Origin of the sequence: Xanthomonas sp. NCPPB 1062 (assembly GCF_041481705.2) — a bacterium.
Classification (GTDB): domain Bacteria; phylum Pseudomonadota; class Gammaproteobacteria; order Xanthomonadales; family Xanthomonadaceae; genus Xanthomonas; species Xanthomonas euvesicatoria.
Window position 1 is genome coordinate 2,355,516 of the sequence record NZ_CM192987.1, and the last position, 20,680, is coordinate 2,376,195.

At 65.2% G+C, this 20,680-nt stretch carries 15 protein-coding genes and 1 pseudogene; 11 read left to right on the forward strand and 5 right to left on the reverse strand.

The genetic code is table 11. The annotated features are described in order from the left end of the window. Positions 1–26: 26 nt before the first annotated feature. The 3 genes from ACCQ16_RS10375 to ACCQ16_RS10385 all read right to left on the reverse strand — a co-directional run bounded on the left by ACCQ16_RS10375 (position 27) and on the right by ACCQ16_RS10385 (position 3,711). Complete coding sequence (locus ACCQ16_RS10375) at positions 27–959, reverse strand: SDR family NAD(P)-dependent oxidoreductase (protein WP_029819400.1); 933 nt, start codon at positions 957–959, stop codon at positions 27–29. Continuing rightward, positions 952–2,385, reverse strand: a complete 1,434-nt coding sequence (locus tag ACCQ16_RS10380; protein WP_008575390.1) for a flavin-containing monooxygenase — start codon at positions 2,383–2,385, stop codon at positions 952–954. The genes ACCQ16_RS10375 and ACCQ16_RS10380 overlap by 8 nt, the downstream gene beginning before the upstream one ends. A gap of 348 nt (positions 2,386–2,733) precedes the next feature. Beyond that, positions 2,734–3,711 (reverse strand): NAD(P)-dependent oxidoreductase, encoded by a 978-nt coding sequence (locus tag ACCQ16_RS10385; RefSeq protein WP_008575392.1) that lies wholly within the window; start codon positions 3,709–3,711, stop codon positions 2,734–2,736. An 80-nt stretch (positions 3,712–3,791) separates the two neighbouring features. Between ACCQ16_RS10385 and ACCQ16_RS10390 the strand changes: the two genes are divergently transcribed. The 8 genes from ACCQ16_RS10390 to ACCQ16_RS10425 all read left to right on the forward strand — a co-directional run bounded on the left by ACCQ16_RS10390 (position 3,792) and on the right by ACCQ16_RS10425 (position 15,054). Continuing rightward, the gene (locus ACCQ16_RS10390; RefSeq protein WP_008575394.1) at positions 3,792–4,364 is read left to right on the forward strand and encodes an ANTAR domain-containing response regulator; all 573 of its coding nucleotides are present in this window, start codon (positions 3,792–3,794) and stop codon (positions 4,362–4,364) included. A gap of 4 nt (positions 4,365–4,368) precedes the next feature. Beyond that, a complete protein-coding gene (locus ACCQ16_RS10395; RefSeq protein WP_029819403.1) occupies positions 4,369–5,457 on the forward strand; it encodes a CmpA/NrtA family ABC transporter substrate-binding protein in 1,089 nt (362 codons plus the stop codon). Positions 5,458–6,369: 912 nt separating this feature from the next. Continuing rightward, positions 6,370–7,539 carry a nitrate/nitrite transporter gene (locus ACCQ16_RS10400; protein ID WP_029819404.1) on the forward strand — a complete coding sequence of 390 codons (1,170 nt, stop codon included), beginning with the start codon at positions 6,370–6,372 and terminating at the stop codon, positions 7,537–7,539. Positions 7,540–7,597: 58 nt separating this feature from the next. Further along, positions 7,598–10,015 (forward strand): nitrite reductase large subunit NirB, encoded by a 2,418-nt coding sequence (gene nirB, locus ACCQ16_RS10405; RefSeq protein WP_277573145.1) that lies wholly within the window; start codon positions 7,598–7,600, stop codon positions 10,013–10,015. Beyond that, positions 10,012–10,380 carry a nitrite reductase small subunit NirD gene (gene nirD, locus ACCQ16_RS10410; protein ID WP_008575400.1) on the forward strand — a complete coding sequence of 123 codons (369 nt, stop codon included), beginning with the start codon at positions 10,012–10,014 and terminating at the stop codon, positions 10,378–10,380. Before nirB ends, nirD begins: the two co-directional genes overlap by 4 nt. Further along, on the forward strand, positions 10,377–13,187 hold the full coding sequence (locus ACCQ16_RS10415) for a nitrate reductase (protein WP_277573093.1): 2,811 nt from the start codon (positions 10,377–10,379) through the stop codon (positions 13,185–13,187). The genes nirD and ACCQ16_RS10415 overlap by 4 nt, the downstream gene beginning before the upstream one ends. Positions 13,188–13,268: 81 nt before the next feature. Beyond that, complete coding sequence (gene cobA, locus ACCQ16_RS10420) at positions 13,269–14,015, forward strand: uroporphyrinogen-III C-methyltransferase (RefSeq protein WP_008575402.1); 747 nt, start codon at positions 13,269–13,271, stop codon at positions 14,013–14,015. Between the two features lie 781 nt (positions 14,016–14,796). After that, entirely contained in the window at positions 14,797–15,054 is a 258-nt protein-coding gene (locus ACCQ16_RS10425) for a KGG domain-containing protein (protein WP_005916070.1), read from the forward strand. Between the two features lie 81 nt (positions 15,055–15,135). Here the strand turns inward: ACCQ16_RS10425 and ACCQ16_RS10430 are convergent. Further along, positions 15,136–15,336, reverse strand: a pseudogene (locus ACCQ16_RS10430) (hypothetical protein). Between the two features lie 367 nt (positions 15,337–15,703). Between ACCQ16_RS10430 and ACCQ16_RS10435 the strand changes: the two are divergent. From ACCQ16_RS10435 to ACCQ16_RS10445, 3 genes are all read left to right on the forward strand, one after another. After that, the gene (locus ACCQ16_RS10435; protein WP_008575404.1) at positions 15,704–16,213 is read left to right on the forward strand and encodes a ferritin-like domain-containing protein; all 510 of its coding nucleotides are present in this window, start codon (positions 15,704–15,706) and stop codon (positions 16,211–16,213) included. 101 nt (positions 16,214–16,314) lie between these two features. Next, entirely contained in the window at positions 16,315–17,235 is a 921-nt protein-coding gene (locus ACCQ16_RS10440; RefSeq protein WP_277573092.1) for a M14 family metallopeptidase, read from the forward strand. Positions 17,236–17,568: 333 nt separating this feature from the next. Next, a complete protein-coding gene (locus tag ACCQ16_RS10445) occupies positions 17,569–18,267 on the forward strand; it encodes a DUF1349 domain-containing protein (protein ID WP_008575406.1) in 699 nt (232 codons plus the stop codon). 130 nt (positions 18,268–18,397) lie between these two features. Here ACCQ16_RS10445 and ACCQ16_RS10450 read toward each other — a convergent pair whose 3' ends face one another. After that, entirely contained in the window at positions 18,398–20,209 is a 1,812-nt protein-coding gene (locus tag ACCQ16_RS10450) for an EAL domain-containing protein (RefSeq protein ID WP_008575407.1), read from the reverse strand. Positions 20,210–20,680 lie beyond the last annotated feature (471 nt).

Sequence of the window (20,680 nt, forward strand, 5' to 3'; positions counted from 1 at the left end):
CTGCGTGTGCGGGCGCCAGCAGCGGCTCAGGTCCGCTGCGTAGTTGCTCGCGTTGCGGCGAGGGTGTGCGGGTCTTCGCGGTGAGCGGGCGGCACCACTTCCCATCCGTCCTGGCGCGGGCGAATCAGGCCGCGCTGCTGCAGCGACGCAAGATAGTTGCGATGCCCACGCTCGGCGCTGCGTGCGAACAGCGGCAGGGCGCGCGTCAGCAGGTTGGGCAGCAGCATGGCCAGCCGCACCGTCCACGATTCGCTGGGGCGCACGAAGCGCTCCAGGCACGGTGCGTCCAGGCACCGCAACACCTGCAATGCGACTTCGTCCGGTTGTTGCGGCCGATCCATGAACTGCAACTTGTTGCCGCCGTTGAGGGCCTCGCGCATCAGCATCGGGGTGTCGGTGGCCGACGGGTTGACGATGGAGACGCGAATACCCAGGCGTGCGCCGTCCAGTCCCAGGCAGAGCATGGCACCGCGCAGCCCGAACTTGCTGGCCGAGTAGACCGTCGATTCCGGCAACGGGAACATGCCGCCCAGCGAGACGATGTTCACCACGCGCCCGTCGCCACTGCGCTGCAGCAGCGGCAGCAACCGGTGCGTGAGCAACAACGGCGCCATCAGGTTCAACTCCAGTTCGCCGCGGATCGACGCCGGCGTGCGCTGCTCGAACGGCGTGGTGCCGACGATGCCGGCATTGTTGACCAACAGTTGCAACTGGCCCCAATCCGTGTCGAGCCGCTCGGCGAGACGGTCGCGCGCGGCCGGATCGGTCAGGTCGGCCACCTGCGCGCACGCCAACGGCCCCAGCGCCTGCACCGCACGTGCCAGTGCATCGGCATCGATATCCACCAGCAGGCAGCGCACGCCGCGCTGGATCAGGCGCGCGGCGGTCGCGCGTCCCAGCCCGCCGGCGCCGCCGGTGATCACCGCATTCCAGCCGCGCAGATCCTGCGGCTTAGCCATGGGCAACCTCGCTGTCGGCTAGCCGTGCGGTGGCGGTAGTGCGCATGCGTGGATCGCCACCGGCGTCGAGCTTGAGCGCGTCGTACATGTGTTCGCCCAGTTCGCCCCAGCCCAATCGCCTGCGCAGCTGATGCAGATAGCGTTTGAATGCATGCGCCTCGATGTAGACGGCGTGGCGCTGCGATGCCACGAAACGGATGCCGCCGGACAGGTCCGGTGTATCGTTTTCGATCAATGCATCGAAGCGGCGTGCGCTGGCAGGATCGCGGCGCTGCGCGGTCAGGTAGGACGCGATCATGTGGGCCTGGGTGTCGAACAGCTTGTACGCGCTGGAATTGGTTTCCAGGTAGCCGATCCCGAACAGATTGCGATGCGTGCGGTTGAACATCGACAGGTACATCTGCGGGCGTCCGCCGTTCCAGAGGAAATACTCGCTGGCATACGGGCAGCTCCAGCGGTAGCCGGTGGCGCACAGCAGCAGGTCGATCTGCTCGCGGCTGCCGTCCTTGAACACCACGTGCCTGCCGTCCAGTCGGTCGATATCGGGTTTGACGGCGATGTTGCCGTGCTGGAGATGGTGCAGCAGCTGGGCGTTGAGCAGCGGGTGACTTTCGAACAGGCGATGGTCCGGCTTGGGCAACCCCAGCCGGGCCAGGTCTCCGTTGACCAGCCGCAGCAGGGCCGAAAAGATCGGGCGTGCCAGCCACAGGGGCAGGTGCGGACCGGTTTCGGCGATCTGGTCGACCGGAATCCCCATCAGGTGCTTGGGGATGAAGTGATATCCGCGGCGCACGCTCAGAAAGGCGCGTTGCGCATGCATGGCCGCCTCGCAGGCGATGTCCGCGCCGGAGTTGCCGGCCCCCAGCACCAGCACGCGCTTGCCACGAAATTCGTCGCCATGCCGGAAACTCACCGAGTGGCGGATCTCGCCATCGAAGTGGCCCGGCAATTGCGGCATGCTGGGGTCCCAGTTGACGCCCGACGCGCAGATCACCGCGGCGTAGAGGCGCTGCGAGCCATCGGCCAACGTCACCTGCCAGCGCCCGTCCGCCTGTTTGTCGATGCGCAGGACGGCGGTGTCGAACTGGATCTTCTCGCGCAGACCGAACGTCTCGGCAAAGCTGCGCAGGTAGGCCAGGATCTGCCGATGCGACGGGTAGTCGGGGTACTGGCGCGGCATGGGATGGCCGATGAAGGCCGACAGATCGCGCGAGGAAATGAAATGGGTGGAGTCGTAGATCGGCGAGCCGGGGTTGCTGACGTCCCAAATCCCGCCCAGGTCGCCGTGGCGTTCGAACTGGTCGTAGTCCAGCCCCTGCGCCTTGAGCGCGCGTGCCGCACTGAGCCCACCCGGGCCAGCACCGATGATGCAGACCGCATCGCTGCGGTCGAGCGGGAACGTCTGGGACGGCGAAGGCGTCTGCATGGTGTGGCGATGTCCGAACCGGGATGACGTGCTCGACTGTAGGCGGATGCGCGCGCCGTGCTGGGGACTTTTTCGGCCAGGCAGGGGGTGAAATCGGTCACGCTGGGTGCCGTTGCCTGGCTTGCTGCACGCCGTGACGCGGTGCCGATGGCATGCGCCGGCGGGTAGCAGTCGAGCGCCATTGCGCGGCCGCGGGCCGTCATTTCCCTGGGATGGTATCGGCGGGTGCTCCGGCGATCGGTGTGTCGAACGCACGGGTTGGCAGCAGGACACGGCGCGCCGAGCGTTGCTGGCGCGGTAGGCAGTCGCGTTCAAGCGCGTCGAATCCGGCAACGCGCTTGGAAAAATCTAGCGGAGCGGCAAGCCCGGAACCCGCACCGACAGGATGCCCTGCGCGTGCAGCGCGGCGTCCAGCTCCGCCGGGATGGCATCGCCGCTGCCCATGCGCAGGACCACGACCTGCAGCCCGGCGCCAACCAACTCCACTACGACGGCCTGCTGCGCGCCCGGCGTCTCCGGCCAGGCGCGCCGTTGCGCATCCCGGCGCGCCAGTTCCATCACCGCGGCGGGCACGTCCGACGCCAGCAGCAGCACGTCGGCCAGGTTCAGGGCACGCAAGGCATTGAGCGTGAGCAGGCCGGGATCGCCCGGGCCGGCACCGACCCATTGCACGCTGCCGCGCGCCGGAACGCTGTCCACCGCGTCCAACGCAGCGGCAAAGGCGGCTTCGGCGGCGACGGTATCGCCGGCCTGCAGCAATTGCGGCACCTTCCCGTCGATCACCTGGTCGAACCAGCGGCGCCGCCGGTTCATGTCCGGCAACTGCTGACGAATGCGCTCGCGGTGCCGGGCGAACAAGGCCGCCAGCGTACCCACCGACGCATGCAGTTCGCGCTCCAGTCGCTCGCGCAGTCGGCGCGCCAGCATCGGCGCCGCGCCCGCCGACGAAATCGCAATCACCAGCGGATCGCGGTCGACAATGGCCGGCACCTGGTAGGTGGAGAGCTCGGCATCGTCCACGACATTGACCAGACGCTGGCGTGCGCCGGCCGCTGCGGCCACACGTTGATTCAGATCCACATCATCGGTGGCGGCGACGACCAGCCACACAGTGTCGATCCAGGCAGGATCGAACTCGCCTGTCATTTGCTCAAAGCGCCCGGCCTGCAGCAGCTGGGCAAGTTCGGGCGAAAGCGCATGCGCATACAGCCGGATGTGCGCCTGCGCCTTCAGCAGCGCCAGCACCTTGCGTGTGGCGACTTCGCCGCCACCGATCACCAGCACAGCGCGCCCCTGCAGGTTGGCGAACAACGGGAACAACGGCATCGGACACTCCGAAAAGATGGCTCGCACGAGCGGCATGTTGCATGGCACCATCAGGCCACGTCCATGCCTCGCTGCTGTCAATGCGTGTTTTGCTGGTCAACGATACCGAAAAGCCGATCGGCGAACTGCGCCAGGCACTGACGCGCGCCGGCTACACGGTGCTCGATGACGTGGCCTCGGTCAGCGCGCTGCTGCATGCCGTGCAACGCCAGCAGCCGGATGTGGTGGTGATCGACGTGGATTCGCCTTCCCGCGATACCTTGGAGCAGCTGTCGATGTTGCATGCGCACGCGCCGCGGCCGGTAGTGATGTTCTCCGGCGATGGCGACGATGCGTTGATCCATGCAGCGGTCGGCGCGGGCGTGACGGCGTACGTGGTGGATGGCTTGGCGCCTGCGCGGTTGGCGCCGATCGTGCAGGTGGCGCTGGCCCGTTTTGCGCAGGAAAGCAGCATGCGCAAGCGCCTGGACGAGGTCCAGCAGGCGCTGCAGGACCGCAAGCAGATCGACCGTGCGAAGGGCTTGCTGATGGAAAAACGTGGCCTGAGCGAGGCCGATGCCTATGCCGCATTACGCCAGCAGGCGATGAAGCAGGGCGTCAAACTGGCCGAAGTGGCGCGCCGCATCGTGGCCATGGCCGAGTTGTTGGGATGAATCTATGAGTCAAGCCGAATATCCCGTCCTGCGCGTGGCCTATCTGCCATTGATCGACTGCGCGCCGCTGGTCGCTGCGCAACACCTGGGTCTGGACCATCGACATGGTCTGCAGCTGGAGCTGCAACGACAGGCATCCTGGGCCGGCGTGCGCGACCGTTTGCTGGCCGGTGAAGTGGAGGCAGCCCACACCCTGGCCAGTTTGGTGTATGCGATCGACCTGGGCATCGCCGGCCCGCAGTGCCCGATGGCATTGCTGATGACGCTCAATCACAACGGCCAGGCGATCACGCTGGCGCCTGCACTCGCGCAGGCGTTGGCGGCCGGCCGCACGCTGCCACAGGCATTGGCAGGATTGGGGCGGCGTGCGGTGTTCGCGCAGACCTTTCCCACCGGAACGCATGCGCTGTGGCTGTACTACTGGCTGGCTGCAGGCGGGGTGGACCCGATCGGGGATGTGGATGTGCTCAGCATTCCGCCACCGCAAATGCCCGAGGCGTTGGCCAGCGGATTGGTCGACGGCTATTGCTCCGGCGAGCCGTGGGCGGCGGTGGCCGAAGCGCAGGGCACGGGGCGGCGTGTGATCCGCAGCGGCGAGTTGTGGCCTGGCCATCCGGAGAAGGTGCTCGCCTGCCGCCGTGAATTTGCAGCACTGCAGCCGGAGTTGAGCGAGCGCTTGACCGCTTGCGTGCTGGAGGCCTGCCGTTGGCTGGACGCGGCGCCAGCCAATCGCGCGCACTGTGCGCAGTGGCTGGCCGAGCCGCAGCATATCGGGGTGCCGGCGACGCGCCTGGCGGTGTGTCTGGGGGCGCATCCCGAGGTTGAGTCGCATGTTGGTTGCGTCGCTGCCGCCGATGATGCGACTGCGCTGGCCTTTCACCGCGGCGGGGTGGTGAATATGCCGTGGCTGTCGGACGGCGAGTGGTTCCTGGGCCAGTTCCAGCGCTGGGGATGGCATGACGTTCAAGACGACGACATCGCCCGGCTCGGCGATATCCACCGACTCGACAACTATCGGCGTGCCGCCGCACGTGTGGGTGTCGTCGCGCCGGACAGCGATCATCGCAGCAATCGGTTGTTCGATACGCCGTAACGCGATGGAACAGGCGTGCTGGAGTCTGCGGTGATGGCTGCAGAGCGTAGAGGGATCGCAGGGAGAGCGGCTGGTCTGCAGTTTGGCTGCAGGGCCCTTGCCGGCCCACCAGCGCAGGACAGGCTGCAAGTACGTCCATGTAGGCTCTACACGGCATCCATGCCGCGTAAGCTCCCGCGACGGTGGGCCGGCAAGGGCCAGTGGAGATGGTCGGTGCGCCAGGTTTCAAACAGAGCAAACAGCAAGCCGCACGAGGCGGTTTCCTCGCTCTTCCACAAACCGCCGGCCAACTCCCAGGTGCGGTGTCCTCGCCGCTTGCGGCATGGATGCGGCCATCGAGCCTGCACGGACGTACTTGCAGCGTGTCTGCGAGCGGTGAGGGCGCCGCGCGCTCCATCGGCCAGGCGTTTGATCTCGGCAGTCGCGCCAATGCGTTCGACTGCACCCAGTCACGCCGTCTAGCTTCCCTGACGCGCAATGGCCGGCCTGGCGCCACGATCATGCGTGGAGGGACGGCGTGTCGCAGGAATATCGATCGATCGCGTCCGCCAGCAACGCACGTTGTTGGTGCATTGCTGCACGAAAGCCGGGAATGGTGAGCTGCGCCAGCGGCTACCCGTTACCTCGCGCGAGACCGGCAACCAGCCGCCAACCCTTAATTTATCAAGCGCTTGCAGCGCAGTGAGGCCGCGGTGAGAAAGTTGGCACGTTGATTGCGTAGGACGCACGTGCAGGTACAACGGCGTGCCTGCAACAACATGCAGACGATGCCAGCGGCTCAACGGCGAGCCGCATGCATCCAGGACAACGGCGTCCTTCCGGTTTACCGGAGGGCGCCGTTTTTTTTTGGCCATCGCACTCGAAGAGGTCTCTATGCAGCGCTCGTTCTGGCGATCAGGGCATACGCCCACGTTGTTCGCATCTTTCCTGTATTTCGACCTGAGCTTCATGGTGTGGTATCTGCTCGGTCCGCTGCAGGTGCCGATCGCGCAATCGCTGGGGCTGGATACGCAGCAGCGTGCCTTGATGGTGGCAGTGCCGATCCTGTGCGGCGCCGTGTTGCGCCTGGTACTGGGCATGTTCGCCGACCGGATCGGCGCCAAGCGTGCCGGCATGGTCGCGCAGCTGGCGGTGATCGCAGCACTGTTCGGTGCATGGCAACTGGGCGTGCACAGCATGGGGCAGGTGCTGTTGCTGGGCGTGCTATTGGGGATTGCCGGTGCATCTTTCGCGGTGGCATTGCCGCTGGCTTCGCGCTGGTATCCGCCCGAGCATCAGGGCACCGCGATGGGGATTGCCGGAGCCGGCAATTCCGGCACGGTGCTGGCGGCGTTGTTCGCCCCGATGCTGGCGGCCGCTTTCGGCTATCAGAACGTGTTCGGCCTGGCGTGCATTCCGTTGGTGCTGACGCTGGTCGTGTTCGCAACCATCGCCAAGGAAGCACCCACGCCGGTCGCGCGCAAGCAGTGGTCCGACTATGGCCGCGTGCTGGTGGGCAACCGCGATGCATGGCGCTTCATGTGTTTCTACGCGATCACCTTCGGTGGCTTCTCCGGCTTTGCCAGCGCACTGCCTGGTTACTTCCACGACCAGTTCGATTTCGATGCGCGTACCGCGGGGTGGGCCACCGCAGCGTGCGTACTGGCCGGCTCGGTGATGCGCCCGCTCGGCGGCGTGATTGCCGACCGCCTCGGCGGCACGCGCGCCCTGTTGGCGGTGTATCTGCTGGTCGCCGGGCTGGTGGCAATCGCCGGATTTGGTGCCGGCGGCGCCACGATCACGCTGGCGCTGTTCGTGCTGACCTTGTTGTGCCTGGGCGCCGGCAATGGCGCGGTGTTTCAACTGGTGCCGCAGCGCTTCGGCCAGGACATCGGCGTGATGACCGGCCTGATCGGCATGGCAGGCGGCATCGGTGGATTTGCGCTTGCCGCAGGGCTGGGCGTGCTCAAGCAGCACACCGGCAGCTACGCGATCGGCATGTGGTTGTTCGCTGCCTTCGCGCTCGGCGGCTGGGCGTTGCTGGCCGGCGTGAAGGCGCAGTGGCGCAGCGAATGGTCAACCGCAGGCGCGGCGCGCGTCTGATATGTCGACAGGAGCCCAGGCAATGAAGCAACCCAGACTCGTCGTCATCGGCAATGGCATGGCCGGTATCCGCACCGTGGAAGAACTGCTCAAGCTGATGCCGGGCATGTACCACATCACCGTATTCGGCGCCGAGCCGCATCCCAACTACAACCGCATCCTGCTCTCGCCGGTGCTGGCCGGCGAGCAGGAATTCGACGACATCGTGCTCAATCCGTTGCAGTGGTATCAGGACAACGGCATCCACCTGCATTTGAACAAGGAAGTCACGCGCATCGACCGCGTGCGCCGCCGCGTGATTGCGGCCGATGGTACGCAAGCCGAGTACGACCGGCTGCTGATCGCCACCGGCTCGGTGCCGTTCGTGCTGCCGATTCCCGGTAACGACCTGAAAGGGGTGATTGGGTATCGCGATATCCAGGACACGCGCACCATGATCGATACCGCGCGTACCAAGCAGCACGCGGTGGTGATCGGTGGTGGGCTGCTCGGACTGGAAGCGGCCAATGGGCTCAAGCTGCGCGGCATGGAGGTGACGGTGGTGCATCTGGCCGGCTGGTTGCTGGAGCGCCAGCTCGACCCGGTGGCCGGCAACCTGCTGCAACAGGCCCTGCGCGCGCGTGGCCTGCACTTCAAGCTGAGCACCTCCACCAGTGCGCTGCTGGGCAATGCGCAGGGCGAGGTGATCGGGGTGAAGTTCGCCGACGGCAGCGAGATTCCCGCCGATCTGGTGGTCATGGCGGCCGGCATTCGCCCGAACACGCGTCTTGCCGAAGAAGCAGGGATTCATTGCTCGCGCGGCATCGTGGTCAACGACAGCCTGCAAAGCTTCGACCCACGCGTGTACGCGGTAGGCGAGTGCGCAAACCATCGCGGCATTGCCTACGGCCTGGTCGCGCCGCTGTTCGAGCAAGCCAAGGTCTGCGCAAACCACCTGGCGCAGTTCGGTATCGGCATTTATCGCGGTTCGGTGGCATCGACCAAGCTCAAGGTCACCGGCATCGACCTGTTTTCTGCCGGTGATTTCATGGGCGGCGACGGCTGCGAAGAAATCGTGCTCTCCGACCCGGCCGGTGGCGTCTACAAGAAGCTGGTCATCCGCGACGATGTCCTGGTGGGCGCGTGCCTGTACGGCGATACCAGCGACGGCGGGTGGTACTTCAAGTTGCTCAAGGACGGCACGCCGATCCAGGCGCAGCGCGATCAACTGATCTTCGGCGAAAGCGCGCTGGGCGATGCCGGCACCGGTGGCCAGGACCGCGCCAGTGCGATGGCCGACAGCGATGAAGTGTGCGGCTGCAATGGCGTCTGCAAGGGCACGATCGTCAAGGCGATCAGCGAGCAAGGCCTGTTCACCGTGGACGAGGTGAAAAAGCACACCAAGGCGGCCAGTTCGTGCGGCTCGTGCACCGGCCTGGTCGAGCAGATCCTGATGAATTGCCTGGGCTCCAACTTTCAGGAAACCCCGAAAACCAAGGCGGTATGCAGCTGTACCGACCTCAGCCACGGCGAGGTGCGCCGCGCCATCCGCGAGCACAAACTGCTCACGCATGCACAGGCCTATGCCTTCATGGAATGGCGCACACCCAACGGTTGCGCCACCTGCCGGCCGGCAATCAACTACTACATGCTGTCGACCTGGCCACATGAGGCCATCGACGATCCGCAGTCGCGTTTCATCAACGAGCGTGCGCACGCCAATATCCAGAAAGACGGCACGTTTTCGGTGATTCCGCAGATGAAGGGCGGGGTGACCAATGCCAGCGAGCTGCGCCGGATTGCCGATGTCGCCGACAAGTATGCGGTGCCCATGGTCAAGGTGACCGGCGGCCAACGCATCGATCTGCTTGGGGTCAAGAAGGAAGACCTGGTCGACGTGTGGCGCGATCTGGGCATGCCCTCCGGCCATGCGTACGGCAAGTCCATCCGCACGGTGAAAACCTGCGTGGGCAGCGAATTCTGCCGCTTCGGTACCCAAAACAGCACGCAGATGGGGATCGATCTGGAAACCATGCTCGCCAACATGTGGAGCCCGCACAAGGTGAAGCTGGCGGTGTCCGGATGCCCGCGCAATTGCGCCGAATCCGGCATCAAGGACGTGGGCATCATCGCGGTGGATTCCGGCTGGGAGATCCATATCGGCGGCAATGGCGGCATCAAGACCGAGGTGGCACGCTTCCTGGTCAAGGTGGCCACCGCCGACGAAGTGCGCGAATACACCGGCGCGTTCCTGCAGCTCTACCGCGAGCAGGCGTATTACCTGGATCGCACGGTGCACTACATCGCGCGGGTAGGGCTGGATTACATCCGTGCGCAAGTGGTGGACGACGCCGCCAACCGGCGTGCGCTGTACGAGCGCCTGCTGTATTCGCTGGAGGGTCTGGTCGACCCGTGGAAGGCGCGTATCGCCGGCGAGCGCCGACAGGAATACCAACCGCTGCGCGTTGCGGCGCCGGCCGCCACGGTGGAGCAATGAGCATGCATAAGCCGCCTGCCTGGATCCGCATCTGCGCTTTGCAGGAATTGCCCGCATTGGGCGCACGCGTGCTGGAGATCGAGGGCATCGAACCGATCGCGTTGTTCCGCACTGCCAGCGACCAGGTATTCGCGCTACGCGACCGGTGCCCGCACAAGGGTGGACCGCTGTCGCAAGGGATTGTTGCCGGCGACACCGTGACCTGCCCGTTGCATGGTTGGGCCATCGCGCTGCAGAGCGGGCAGGCATGTGCACCGGATGTGGGTTGCGCGCCGCGCTATCCGGTGAAGGTGGAAGCCGATGCGGTATGGATCGTGTTGCAGCCGGTGACCGCGCCGGATGCCGTCGCCGAGCCCGCCGTATGAGCGAAGGCCTGCAGCATCTGTCAAGCGACGAAGTCGCGCAGCCGCAGGCCGCGTTACCGATGCACCGCATCACGCGTTCGACCTGCTGCTATTGCGGGGTGGGCTGCGGTGTGCTGATCCACAGCGAGCATGACGCCGATGGCGAACGCATCGTCGGCATCGAAGGCGACCCGCTGCACCCGGCCAATTTCGGGCGCCTGTGCAGCAAGGGGCTGGCACTGCCGCAGACGGTGGCCAGCACGCAGGGGCGTGTGCTCCAACCGCAGCTACGCCGTCATCGCCAGGCGCCGCGTACCGCAGTGGGTTGGGAGCACGCACTCGACCACGTGGCCCACAAGCTGGCCGCCATCATCCAGGAGCATGGCCCGGACGCGGTGGGGTTCTATCTCTCCGGGCAGCTGTTGACCGAAGACTATTACGTCTTCAACAAGCTGGCCAAAGGCCTGCTCGGTACCAACAACATCGACACCAATTCGCGGCTGTGCATGTCCAGCGCGGTGACCGGCTACAAGCTTGCGCTGGGTGCCGATGGCCCGCCCACCTGTTACGACGATCTGGAGCTGGCGCACACCGTGCTGTTTGCCGGCAGCAACATGGCCTATGCGCATCCGGTGCTGTTTCGCCGGCTGGAAGAGGCACGCGCGCGCAACCCCGACATTCGCTGGATCGTGATCGATCCGCGGCGTACCGACACGGCGGCCATGGCCGATCTGCACCTGGCGATCGAGCCCGGCACCGACGTCGCCTTGTTCAACGGCATGCTGCATCACCTGATCTGGGAGGACCTGGTAGACGCGCGTTTCGTCGCGGCACACACCGAGGAGTTCGATGCCCTCAAGCGGATGCTGCGCGAGTACACGCCGCGCATGAGCGCCGAGATCTGCGGCATTGCGCACGAGGATCTGGTGCAGGCGGCCGAGTGGTTCGGGCGCAGCCCTGCAGCGTTGTCGCTGTACTGCATGGGCTTGAACCAATCCGTGCACGGCACCGACAAGAACCTGGCCCTGATCAACCTGCATCTGGCCACCGGGCAGATCGGCAAGCCGGGCGCGGGGCCGTTTTCGCTGACCGGTCAACCCAATGCGATGGGCGGACGCGAGGTCGGCGGCATGGCGACCATGCTGGCGGCGCATCGCGAGATTGCAAATGCCGACGACCGCGCCGAACTGGAACGGCTGTGGGGCGTACCAGCCGGGCGAATCTCGCCAACGGCAGGCGCACCGGCCGTGCAATTGTTCGAGCGGCTGCGCGCGGGCACGCTCAAGGCGGTGTGGATCGTGTGCACCAACCCCGTGCATTCGATGCCGGAGGTTGCCGGCATTCGCGCCGCGCTGGAAAACGCCGAATTGGTGATCGTGCAGGAGGCCTTTTCCGGTACCGACACCGTGCCGTATGCCGACGTGTTGCTGCCGGCCGCCAGCTGGGGCGAGAAGGACGGCACGGTGACCAACTCCGAACGCCGAATCACTCGCGTGCGCAAGGCGGTGGAAGCACCCGGGCAGGCACGTGCGGATTGGTGGATTGCCAACGAGGTGGCGCGCCGGCTGGAAGCGCGCCTGGCACCAGTGCGCGGGCAGGGCCTGTTCGCATTCAAGCACCCTGCGCAGATTTTCGACGAGCATCGCGCGCTCACGATTGGCCGCGACCTGGATATCGGCGGCCTGGATTACGCGCTGCTGGATCATGGCCCGCAGCAATGGCCGTTTCCGGCAGGCAGCACGCAAGGGCAGGCCCGGCGTTACACCGACGGCGTATTCGCGCACGCCAACGGGCGTGCACGCTTCCACGCCACGCCGTATCGCAAGGTGGCCGAAGCCACTTCGGCACGGTTCCCGATGCGGCTGCTCACCGGACGCCTGCGCGACCAGTGGCATGGCATGTCGCGCACCGGGCGGGTCGCGGCGGCATTCGCGCATAGTCCCGAGCCGGCGCTGCGCATGCATCCAGGCGATGCACAGCGGCGTGGGCTGGTGGCCGGCGAACTGGTGCAGATCGCAAGCAAACGCGGTGCGCTGGTGCTGCCGCTGGAACTATCGGACGAACTGCGCTCGGGCACGGTGTTTGCCCCCATGCACTGGAGCGGGCAGAGCCTGTCCAGCGGCGGCATCAACGAAGTCAGCACGCCGGCAGTGGATGCGCGTTCGCAACAGCCCGAACTCAAACACACGGCCGTGCGGGTGGAAAAGACCGCGTTCGGCTGGCATCTGCTGGCGGCGCGGCGTGGGGATGCACTCGCCTTGCAGCAGGCGTTGCAACCGCTGTTGCGCGACTGCGACTATGCCTCTCTGCGCCTGCATGCCGAGCCCTCGAGCGGCACCAAACGCCGTGCAGCCGGGGATTGGGTCGTGTTGCATGCCGCCTGCGAACGCGCACCCGATGCCAGCTGGATGGATCGCCTGGTCGTCGCCTTGCAGCTGCCGGCCGGCGCGGATGTGCTGGAGTACCGCGACCTGCGCCGCGGGCTGATGCGCCGCGTTGGCTGGCGCATGCAAGACGGGTATCACCATATCGACGGCGTGCTGCTCACTGCCGCGCAACCCGGCGACGCCGATCGCTCGTTGCTTGCCACCGCACTGGCCGGTGAACCGTGGCGGGGTGCGCGGCTGTCGGTCTTCGCCCATACCCACAGCGCACCGAGCGACCCGATTGTGTGCACCTGCATGCATGTCTCGGCCGCCGCGATTCACGCGGCCATCGACGACGGCGCCGATGTTGCGCAGCTCAAGCAACGCCTGGGCTGCGGCACCGTGTGCGGCTCCTGCGTGCCGCAACTCACTCGGCTGTGCCGGCAAACGCGGCTTGCGTGAGTGCACCTGTCCTCTGAATGCACCGTCCCTCCACACCCAACGAGAACTCCCATGTCAGTCACACCTTCCTGCGCACGTGATGTGGTGTTGTTGTCCGCCGGCCCGGGCGACCTGGAATTGCTCACCATCAAGGCGGTGAAGGCCCTGGCGTCGGCGCAGGTGCTGCTGCTCGACGATCTGGCCAACCCGGAGATCGTCGAACTTGCACCGCAGGCGCGCGTGATCCGGGTGGGCAAACGGGGCGGATGCCGTTCGACACCGCAGGAGTTCATCTGCCGGCTGATGCGTCGCTACGCGTTGCAGGGCCTGCGCGTGGTGCGCGTGAAGGGGGGCGATGCGCTGCTGTTCGGCCGCGCTGGCGAAGAGATCGCCTTTCTGCGGCGTGCCGGCGTCGGCGTGCAGGTGATCAACGGCGTGAGTGCGGCCTTCGCTGCGGCGGCCGCACTGGAGGTCTCGCTGACCCATCGCAGCCATTGCCATGGCATCACCTTCGTCACGGCGCACACGCACGACCACGGCGAGCCGAATTGGGGTGCGCTGGCGGCTAGCGGCACGACGCTGGGTATCTACATGGGCCTGCGCCGCGCGGATGCGCTGGCCGCTGCATTGCTGGCGCATTTGCCGGCCAGCACGCCCGCCGCCATCGTGCAGGCCGCCACACGGCCGGAGCAGCAACGTCGCCTCACCACCTTGGGCGAGCTGGGGATGACAGCCGCCGCGCTGCCACCGGGCCTGCCGACCTTGTTGCTGGTGGGCGGTGCTCTGTCCGAAGCTGCGGCAGCGTGCGACGACCGCGATGGGCCGATGGTGGTGCAGGCCGTGGGGTGAGGGCGGCGCACCGCCGCTGACGCGGCTGCGGGGCAGGGCGATTCGGGCTCACGGTTGCCGCCCGACATGGTACGTGCGCGTCCGGAGACTGCTTGTCCAGCCTCTGGGGCAGCCGCATCCGGGCGTGGACGGCACGGCTAATGGTTCCGGCCCGGCGTCAACATCGGCCAGTGGTACCCACTTGCACACAACCGCTAAGTCTTTCGCAAGGCGGGTAGCAACGCCTGAGGCGTTGATGGCGCATCAGTGTGCGCCCAGATCCACGCGCAGTCTGTGTGCGGGCCCTGCCTGTTTCAACCTGTGGCTGCGCCGCTGTCTGGCAGTCCAGTGGGGAATTGGCCGGGCGATCTGCGGCATCGGCAGCACACGCCTTGCGAGGCGCTGCGCACGCCTGCACCGAGGCAACTGGCGCACGCAGACGATAGTGAGCTGTGCGCTGACGGCTGTTCCCGCACCGTGCGTCGCAGCCGGACTACGCGAAATTGCAACACACCTGCATCAGGGGCGGGCGCTTGGTCCAGGCATAGCGGCTGATCCCTGCGACGCCAGCGCAACCCGTCCAGCGGCTGCAGACGGACTGCGCCCCGTGATAGCGCTATCCACCTAAGAGGTAGGCCGAATCGTCCGGCGATGCGAAGGTGTGCAAGATTTGCGCAGCGAGCGCAGCCGTTTTTTCCTGCATCCATCCGCAATGCACCGCGGAGCCTGCCTTTCCGGGTTGGCACGAATGTTGCGGTTAGCCAAATACCCAGGCGTAACCGAAGCATCGAGAGGAGGCACAGTGGAAGACGGACAAAACACGACCCGTAGCCGGCGCGGCTTTGCCGCATTGGATCCGGAGAAGCGCCGCCTGCTGGCGAGTAGCGGCGGCAAAGCCGCGCATGCCAGCGGCAATGCACACGAATTTACCAGCGACGAAGCGCGCGAAGCTGGCCGCAAGGGTGGCCAGGCCGTGAGCCGCGATCGCGATCACATGTCGCGGATCGGCAGCAAGGGCGGGCGTTCCAAGCAGGCCAAGCCGCAGGAAGAATCCGCTTAATCCAGCCATCGGCGCGCCATGGCGCGCCGGTTTGGGAGCGAATCTTGCGGAAGGCTGGACACAGGCGCTACGCCAATGCGGCTAGCGCCTGTGCTGTTTTCGGTTTGAAGCAAGCCGATTGCTGCACGCGGTAATGCGCAATCGATTGCAGATTTTTGCACGCCGTCATCGTGCGTGATGGCCTGTGCACCTGGAAAGATTCATGAGCGCCTGCTGTGCAACGCATCAAGCGCAAGCGAGAAATTTTTGCAGTCGTGCATTGATGTCCGACATCGATTGCATGGAAAAATTTCACTCCAGCCACGATGCCGTTTCCAACATCGGCAGGATTTGCAGCCCACCCGGTTTGGGGCTCACTTGCGCCACGGCGGCATGAAGCGTCCCCACCATCGCTCGCAGGGCCCCGGGGCCTTAGATGGTCAGCGCGGTCAGTGACCCACGCATTGCATGCAGATCCCTCAGCGATCGCCGCGCAGATCCTCGGTTCCGTGCGACGACATACAGACAGGCTGTGGAAGGCGGAGCCGCCAGTGCCTCCGCGTCATGTCAATGCCACGTAGACGTCGCACGCAGCGTTCACTTGGAACAGTCACATCTTTCATCCGCGCCGCTGCAGGCTGGACATATCGCAAACACACAGGAGAACCCCATGGCCGAACCCCAAGAAAACCTGATGGACTGGCTGCGCGATGCGCATGCGATGGAGCAGCAGGCCGAGCAGATGCTCAAGGCCCAGGCCGCACGCATCGAGCACTACCCCCAGCTCAAAGCCCGCATCGAGCAGCATCTGGAAGAGACGCTGGGGCAACAGCGCCTGGTCGAATCGTGTATCGAGCGCCTGGGCGGTTCGCCGTCGATCATCAAGGACGCCATGGGCAAGATGGCCGCGTTCGGGCAGGCAATGGGCGGCATGACCACCTCCGACGAAATCGTCAAGGGTGCCATGGCCAGCTATGTGTTCGAGAACCTGGAGATCGCGACCTACACCGCCTTGCTGGGTGCCGCCAAGACGGTGGGCGATACCGAAACGCAGCGCGTGTGCGAGCAGATCCTGCCCCAGGAACAGGCCATGGCCGATTGGCTGTTGGCGCATCTGCCGGAGTTGACCGAAGAGTTCCTGGTCCGCGACGCCACCCCAGGGGTCACGGCGAAGAAGTAAACATCAGCGACGCAGGTTTCATCGGCCCCGCAGCGCGGGGCCTTTTTGCTTCTGTGCGCAGAGCGCTTACCCTTGGCGGCTCCTTCGCACCGGTGTCTGCAATGACGACAAACCCAACGTATCCGATCGGCACGCCCGGGCAACCGTGGGGTGAGCCGGAACGCGCCCTATGGCGCGCACGCCAGCTGCAGCAACGCAGCTATGCGGAGGATGTCGTGCAGCAGGTCGCCGCACTGGCCGAACAGTACGAGCGCGTGCAGTACGGCACCATTACCCATGCGCAAGGGGAGTATCCGTTGCTGGCACTGCGCAGCGCGCAGTGGGACGACAGCCTGCCGTGCGTGTTGGTCACCGGCGGCGTGCACGGCTACGAAACCAGCGGCGTGCAAGGTGCGCTGCAATTCCTGCAACAGCGTGCTGCCGACTACGCAGGCAAATGCAATCTACTGGTGGCGCCGTGCATCAATCCCTGGGGCTATGAACGCATCCAGCGTTGGAATGCCGATGCAGTCGATCCGAATCGCGCGTTTCGCCACGACAGCCCGGCCGAAGAGTCGGCTGCGCTGATGCGGCTGGTGGCCGCGACCTCCGGGCGAATGCTGGTGCATATCGACCTGCACGAAACCACCGATAGCGACGAGAGCGAGTTTCGCCCGGCGTTGGCGGCGCGCGACGGCGCGGTGTTTGTGCCGGGGAGCATTCCGGACGGGTTTTACCTGGTCGGCGACAGTGAAGATCCGCAGCCCGCCTTCCAGCAAGCGGTGATCGCAGCGGTGGCCGAGGTAACGCATATCGCGCCTGCCGATGCGGATGGGCAGCTCATCGGTGCACCGGTGGTGGGGCATGGGGTCATCAATTATCCGGTGCGGCGACTGGGCTTGTGCGCCGGCGTCACCGATGCGCGGTATCGCACGACCACCGAGGTCTATCCGGATAGCCCACGCGCCACACCCGACCAATGCAATGCTGCGCAGGTGGCGGCAATCTGCGCGGCAATCGATTACGCACTGGCGCAGCACTGAGGGCATGGCACCTGGAGCAGCTAACAAAACGACTGCACAGCCGCCAGGCCCACCTGACGACTGTTCGCTACGTTTGTTGGCCGCTCTTCGGCGCCACGCGGCAGGGTTGGCCGGCAAATCGCTTTACGTCGCGCGCCCGCAATTGCCCGCGCGGATTCGGGCCTGGGTTTTGCGGCGACTTCGCATGTATGCGGCCCATCTGCACGGCTGCGCATCGTCGAAGCACGAACCGGCGCCTTGCCTGCATGGCGAACAGAGGAGGGGCCGCACCCATGCGGCCTTGCGCGTACAGCACGTAAACTACGCGTTCATAAGTCGCAGGAGCGCAGATCCATGCAACACGATGCATTCAATGGCGCACGCAGGCGGGTGTTGGCTGGCATGGTCGGGATGACGCTCAGTGGTGGCGCGTTTGCACAACAGAACAATCCGAGGAAAACCATGGCGCAGGACAGCAGCTGGCACGCCGGAACCTGGCTCAACCGGCCGAAGACACTCGATATCAACGGCGACACGTTGGATGTGGTGACCGACCAGGCGACCGACTTCTGGCGCAAGACGCATTACGGATTCACCCGCGACAGCGGGCACTTTCTGGGCATCAAGGCGGGCGCAGGCTTCACCGCGCAGTTGCGTGTGCGCGCGCAATACGAAGCCTTGTACGACCAGGCCGGCATCATGGTGCGGGTGGACGAGCAGCACTGGGTCAAGGCCGGGATCGAACTCAGCGACGGGCGCGCCATGCTCAGCAGCGTGTTGACCAACCCGGTTTCAGATTGGGCAACTGGGCCGTACGAAGCCGACCCCAAGGATTTCTGGATCCGTGCCACGGTTGCCGATGGTGTGCTGCGCCTGCAGGTCTCTGCGGATGGCCGTCACTGGCCGCTGGTGCGGCTGTGTCCGTTTCCGCCGGCAAGCGCCTATCTGGTCGGACCGATGTGCTGCACGCCCGAGCGCTCAGGTCTGAAGGTGCGGTTCTCCGATTGGGCACTGAGTGCGCCGCTGGGCAAGGACCTGCACGATCTCAGTTGAGCGCTAGGAGCATTGCTGCATTGCAGGCAGCAGGTTGGACGTGCATCGCATCGCAAGGCATCGTGCATGCATCCGCACGGCGCGGCGTGGTGCGATTGCCTGTCCGGCGCATCCGCGCACCGCCGCGGCTCTACGGCAGACGCTGCAGCGCCCCGGTTTGTTTGACGTAGTCGGCCACCAGATGCGCCTCCATGGGTTTGGCGAGCAGATACCCCTGTGCCTCATCGCATCCCCAGCTCCGCAGCAACGCAATCTCATCGGCGTGCTCGATGCCCTCGGCCACGGTGCGATAACCCAACGCGTTGGCCAGGCGCACCACCGCCTCGGCGCGCATCTGCATGCCGGTTTTGGTGGCGATGCCAGTCACCAGCGACCGGTCCAGCTTGAGCACATTGACCGGCAACTCGGTGAGATAGCCGAAGTTGCTATAGCCGGTGCCGAAATCGTCGATGGCCACGCTCACGCCTGCATCGCGCAGCGCGCGCAGCCGCGGCACCGCTTCGACATTGCTGCGCAGCCAGCGGCCTTCGGTGATTTCCAGCTCGATGCATGTGGTGGGAATCGCCAGGTCCTTGCAGCGGTTGATCACATCCGCTGCCAGGTTGATGTTGCCGAAATCGCGCGACGACAGGTTGATGGAGATGGAAAAATCCAAGCCCTGAGTACGCCATTCCGCCAGCTGTACCAAGGCGCTTTCGATCACCCAATTGGTGACCGTGCACATCAGTGCGGTTTTTTCGAAGAGCGGGATGAACTCGTCGGGACCGATCGGGCCGAGGCTGGCGTGATGCCAGCGCAGCAACGCCTCGAAGCCGGTCACCGATAAGTCTTCAAGGTTGATGCGTGGCTGGAACACCAGCCGGAAATCGCCGGCTTTCAGGGCCTGTTCGGCATCCAGCGCCAGGCGGTACGAGCGTTGAATCGCATCGTCGTGCGAAGCGCTGTACCAGCACACGATGGCATGGTTGTTGATGGCATCGCCCAGCGCCACCAGGCCCTTGCGCATCACATCGTTGGTGTCCGGCTGCTGCGGGGCGAAGCGCACCACACCGGCATGAAAGGTCAGCGACATCGGTACGCCGGCGGCATCCACCGGCTTGTGCAGCATGTCGCGCAGATCCAGCAGCAGGTCTTCCATCTCGTCCGGCGCGGAGTTGAGCAGAAAGAACGCAAAGCGCATCGAGGCCACGTGGTAGACGGTGGCCTTGCCGCGCAAGGCGCGGGTCAACACGTAGCTGGCGTGGCGAACCAGCTCTTCCAGCGGCTGCATGCCCAGCGCCTGGCGCGCCTCGTTGGCGGCCTGAGTGTCGTAGACCTCAATGAACGCTGCAATGGTAGGCACGCTATGGCTGCCGAAGGCGAGGGCGTCCAGATCCGATTGCAGCTGACGCGTATTGAGCAAGCCGCTGTGCGGCTCGCGTCGGCCCGCACCGAACTGCAGTTCCAGCTGTGCGGCAGCCACGTTGGCGAACATCAGCAGTTGCTGATGCTCCTGGCTTGCCAGCCGGCGCTCGCGCGTGTCGATCACGCACAGGGTTCCGGAAATTCCTGTCTGCGGCGCACCCACGGGCACGCAGGCGATGAAGCGCGCGGGCAAGCCGGGGAACGCGGCATCGCCGAGTTGAATTTGCGCAAGCGTTGCATGCTCGATCAACTCGGTCACGCCATTTGGCGCTGGCGGAACCTGCTGGCACAGCTCCATGGCCTGTTTGACATGACTGCTGCTGATGCCACGCGCTGCCAGCACACGCAGGCGCCCGCCCTCCGTGATGGTCAGCGCAGCAGCCGGCGCCACCAGGGCATGGCAGAGCAATCGTGCGATTTGCTCCAGGGGCTCCATGCCGCCCAAGTCGATCGGCACGCCTGACCAGTCGAAGTGGCGATCCTGCGGTTTGTCGTCCGGGGCAAGCGTCATGGCATCGGGTTCCGTGTCGAAGATCACACACTGCACCGCTACTAGAAACAAACCGAGGTCATCGATAGGTGACGGAAACTCCACGAACTACGTGTCGAGCCAATCACTTTCGATTTTTTCTGCAAACGTCGAGCAGCCTGGCAGTCCCGACAATAAACCATGCTGTTGCGCTCGCGATATACAAATACCGCACTCCACTGTCCGCTGTCGACTACAAAATGGTCTTAATCTCTAAAGCAAACTCCGAAACTGATTAGCACCCTGCTGGAGGGTGTGTCGGGCTTTGCAACGCAGCAAGTTTCGTTGAACGCGATTGTTATAAGTCACAGTTGCCGGCCCAGCTCAATTGCGCATCAGTCTGCTTTATCAAGCTCGGGCTCATCCGTTCAAATCACTTCAAAAAATCCAAAATGCCGCTTTGCAAGTGATGAATCCGGCATAGATGGTGTGGGTCAGTACAGATGAGGCTGCAAAACCTGCATTTAGCGGGCACGAGCA

Coding starts and splice junctions, on each gene's coding strand:
- ACCQ16_RS10375 (WP_029819400.1), bottom strand. CDS start 959: ATGGCTAAGCCGCAGGATCTGCGCGGCTGGAATGCGGTGATCACCGGC.
- ACCQ16_RS10380 (WP_008575390.1), bottom strand. CDS start 2,385: ATGCAGACGCCTTCGCCGTCCCAGACGTTCCCGCTCGACCGCAGCGAT.
- ACCQ16_RS10385 (WP_008575392.1), bottom strand. CDS start 3,711: ATGCCGTTGTTCCCGTTGTTCGCCAACCTGCAGGGGCGCGCTGTGCTG.
- ACCQ16_RS10390 (WP_008575394.1), top strand. CDS start 3,792: ATGCGTGTTTTGCTGGTCAACGATACCGAAAAGCCGATCGGCGAACTG.
- ACCQ16_RS10395 (WP_029819403.1), top strand. CDS start 4,369: ATGAGTCAAGCCGAATATCCCGTCCTGCGCGTGGCCTATCTGCCATTG.
- nirB (WP_277573145.1), top strand. CDS start 7,598: ATGGCCGGTATCCGCACCGTGGAAGAACTGCTCAAGCTGATGCCGGGC.
- nirD (WP_008575400.1), top strand. CDS start 10,012: ATGAGCATGCATAAGCCGCCTGCCTGGATCCGCATCTGCGCTTTGCAG.
- ACCQ16_RS10415 (WP_277573093.1), top strand. CDS start 10,377: ATGAGCGAAGGCCTGCAGCATCTGTCAAGCGACGAAGTCGCGCAGCCG.
- ACCQ16_RS10435 (WP_008575404.1), top strand. CDS start 15,704: ATGGCCGAACCCCAAGAAAACCTGATGGACTGGCTGCGCGATGCGCAT.
- ACCQ16_RS10440 (WP_277573092.1), top strand. CDS start 16,315: ATGACGACAAACCCAACGTATCCGATCGGCACGCCCGGGCAACCGTGG.
- ACCQ16_RS10445 (WP_008575406.1), top strand. CDS start 17,569: ATGCAACACGATGCATTCAATGGCGCACGCAGGCGGGTGTTGGCTGGC.